We start from the raw sequence: 2709 nt of genomic DNA, 5'->3' as shown, positions 1-2709 counted from the left end.
CCCACGGGCACCGACGGGAAGACCGCATCGCGGCCCGACGCCAACGCGAGGAGGGAAACCACACCCGCCACCGCGTCCACCCCAGCGGCAACCTCACGCAGCCGCCCGGCCATCTCCTCCCGGCCCGCGCCTCGTCCTGCACGGCACCGCGGGCGCGGTGGCCGCCCAGGCGCTGCGCCGGATCGGAGCGGAGCCGGCCCCGGCCGCCGTCGCCGACACCACCCTCACGGTGCTGCTCAGCGGCCGCACGGCGACGCTGCCGGACACGGCGCTGTCCTACGCCGAGGGCCGCTACCTGCAGGCTGTCAGCCCCGTCCGCTGACCGGCGCGCGGCGGCTCCGGCACCGGGGCCGGGGTGCTCCGCCCGGGCCAGTCACCCCGCGCCATGCCCTACCCGCGCGGCGAAACCTGAGTAACCTCGTAAACATGAGGGACCACCCCGACGCCGAGAACAGGCCCCGCCCGGACGTCTGGACGGGACGCGCCACCAACCGGGTCCAGTGGCTGCTCGCGCTGGTCGGCGCCGCCTGCCTGGCGCTCGGCGTCGAGCTCGCCGTCGACTCGGCCTGGACCTCCGGCATCGCCCCGCTGGTGATGTCCGTCGTGGGCTGCATCGCGGCCGGCCTGCTCGTTCTCTTCGGCACGCTCGCGTTCGTGCACGTCGACCTCAGGCTGGACAAGGAGTGCGTCGAGGTGCGCTGCGGCCACGTCGGGCTGCCGCGCCGCCGCATCCCGCTCTCCCACGTGGCCGGCGCCGACTTCACCGCCCTGGTCACCCCCCGGCACTGGGGCGGCTGGGGCTACCGCTGGCGCCCCGAGAAGGGCACCGCGGTCGTCGTACGCCGTGGCGAGGGCATCGTGCTGCGCCTGTGGGACGGCCATACGTTCACCGTCACCGTCGACAACGCGGAGTCGGCCGTAAGGATCATCAAGGACCGCCTCGGCACGATCCGCCCGGGGACGGCGGGCTGAGCGCACCGGCCCCCGCCCGGGCGGGCAGGGCTGGCCGGCCCTGCCACGTCCTGACAGGAGCGGTGGCGGAGCGGTCCGGCACCCCGCCCGTCCGCCCATGCCTCCTTGCCGCCCCCCACCGCCCTTGTCCCCTCGCGCCGCCGTGGTCCGCCCCCGTCCTCCTCGTCCGCCCCCGCCCTCCTCGTCCGCTCGCGCCGTCGTCCCCTCCTGCTGTCCTCGTCCGCGCCCGCTACCTTCGTCCGCTCGCGCCGCCGACGTCCGCCCGCGCCGCCGTCGTCCGCCCGCGCTGCCGTCGTCCGCCTGCGCCACCGTCGTCCGCGCCCGCCGTCCTCGTCCACGCCCGCCACCCTTGCCCGCATACGCCGCCCCGTCCGGGCCCGCCGGCACCGGCCGTGTCCGTCTCTCTCAGCGGCCGGAGGGCGTGGTGTCGCCCGTCCACGGCCGGGCCGTGGCCCAGCCGGCGAGGAGGCCCGCACCGGCCGTGACCGCCGTGAAGCTCAGCGCGTCGCTGACCGAGGCGAGGACGGCCAGCGCCGTCAGGGCCGCCCCCGCCGTGAGGGTGACCGGCGTGGGGCGCGAGCTGCGCCACAGCGCGTACAGGACCCAGCAGAACGCCGCGGCCAGCAGGCACACCCCGATCAGCCCCTGTTCGGCCGCCTGCTGGAGCGGTGCCGAGTGCGGTCTGCCGTCGGACAGCAGGGGCCCCGGCACGGCCCGGCTCAGCTCGCCGAAGCGGCCGGGTCCGACACCGAGGGCGCTGTTCCGGTCCGCCAGCCCCAGCGCGTCCTGCCACTGCGCCACCCGCTGGGCGGGGAACCGGTCCCCGAGGGCCCTGGCGAGGCCGGCGGGCAGCGCGTCGGCCGCGGCCGCCCAGACCGTCACCGCCGCCAGGCCCGCCGCCCCGGCCAGCCCGGCCAGCCAGGGACCCCGCGCGCGTACCGAGCCCGCGGCCAGTGAGCACAGCATTACCGCCGCGCCCGCCACGCTCCCGGCCACCGATCCCAGTGCGATGCCGGCCGGCACCGTGGCACAGGCCAGGGCTCCCGTCCCGAACCGCAGTCCGGGCGTGGTCGCCGCCCGGGCGGCGCAGCACGCGGCCCCGGCGGCCAGCGCCAGCAGGGCGGCCGTGGCACCGGCACAACCGAGCGGGGCGGTGTACCAGGGGCCGGGGGAGAGGCCGGGCAGTGCCGCGGCCGTGGCCAGTCCGGCCGCCGCACCGGCGCAGGGCGCGGCCACCGGCAGCAGTGCCCCGGAGACCCGGCCCGCGGCATACCCCCCGGCCATGGCGAGCACGGCCAGCAGCATGCCCTCCGGGCGTCCGTCATGGACCGCCGCGGTGATCAGCGACCACCCCGCGCAGGCCGCCAACAGGATCATGCCCGTCCCGTCGGAAACGTTTCTTCGCGCGCTGTAGGCGTCCGCACCGTACGTACCGGTCGCGGACCCCGTCCCCGTCGACCCCACCCATCGCCCCTCGTACCCGGTCCCCCGACCTGTGGCAGGCCACGGCCGCGTACCGGATCCGGCAGCGCCGCCGAGGCTGGGCACACCGTAGCGGCTCATGACCGGTTCGGGCACGGGACGCGGAAGGAATGCCACGGTTCTGGCCGGGTGGCGCCGGGATCCGTCCGGGGACCGCCGAGTGTCGCGCCACGTCCGGACGGGGACGCGACCGGATGCCCGACCGCACCGGCCGGTGCGGTCGCCGCCCCGTGGCCGGCTGATTGCAGCCGGCGG

2 protein-coding genes and 1 pseudogene are annotated in these 2709 nt (G+C 77.4%); 2 read left to right on the top strand and 1 reads right to left on the bottom strand.

What is annotated here, in order from left to right; all coding sequences use genetic code 11:
• Window positions 1-124 precede the first annotated feature (124 nt).
• Both GT045_RS34335 and GT045_RS34330 read left to right on the top strand, forming a co-directional pair.
• A pseudogene (locus tag GT045_RS34335) lies at window positions 125-322 on the top strand (glutamate racemase); the annotation flags it as partial.
• Window positions 323-426: 104 nt separating this feature from the next.
• The gene (locus GT045_RS34330; RefSeq protein WP_161290063.1) at window positions 427-972 is read left to right on the top strand and encodes a hypothetical protein; all 546 of its coding nucleotides are present in this window, start codon (window positions 427-429) and stop codon (window positions 970-972) included.
• Between the two features lie 405 nt (window positions 973-1377).
• Here GT045_RS34330 and GT045_RS34325 read toward each other — a convergent pair whose 3' ends face one another.
• Window positions 1378-2349 carry an O-antigen polymerase gene (locus tag GT045_RS34325; RefSeq protein WP_161336584.1) on the bottom strand — a complete coding sequence of 324 codons (972 nt, stop codon included), beginning with the start codon at window positions 2347-2349 and terminating at the stop codon, window positions 1378-1380.
• Window positions 2350-2709: the final 360 nt, after the last annotated feature.

The organism is Streptomyces sp. SID486, assembly GCF_009865385.1.
In the GTDB taxonomy this organism is placed as follows: domain Bacteria; phylum Actinomycetota; class Actinomycetes; order Streptomycetales; family Streptomycetaceae; genus Streptomyces.
Note: the sequence above shows the minus strand (reverse complement) of the source record. Positions and strands in the feature narration are given on the sequence as shown.

Coding starts and splice junctions, on each gene's coding strand:
- GT045_RS34330 (WP_161290063.1), top strand. CDS start 427: ATGAGGGACCACCCCGACGCCGAGAACAGGCCCCGCCCGGACGTCTGG.
- GT045_RS34325 (WP_161336584.1), bottom strand. CDS start 2,349: ATGATCCTGTTGGCGGCCTGCGCGGGGTGGTCGCTGATCACCGCGGCG.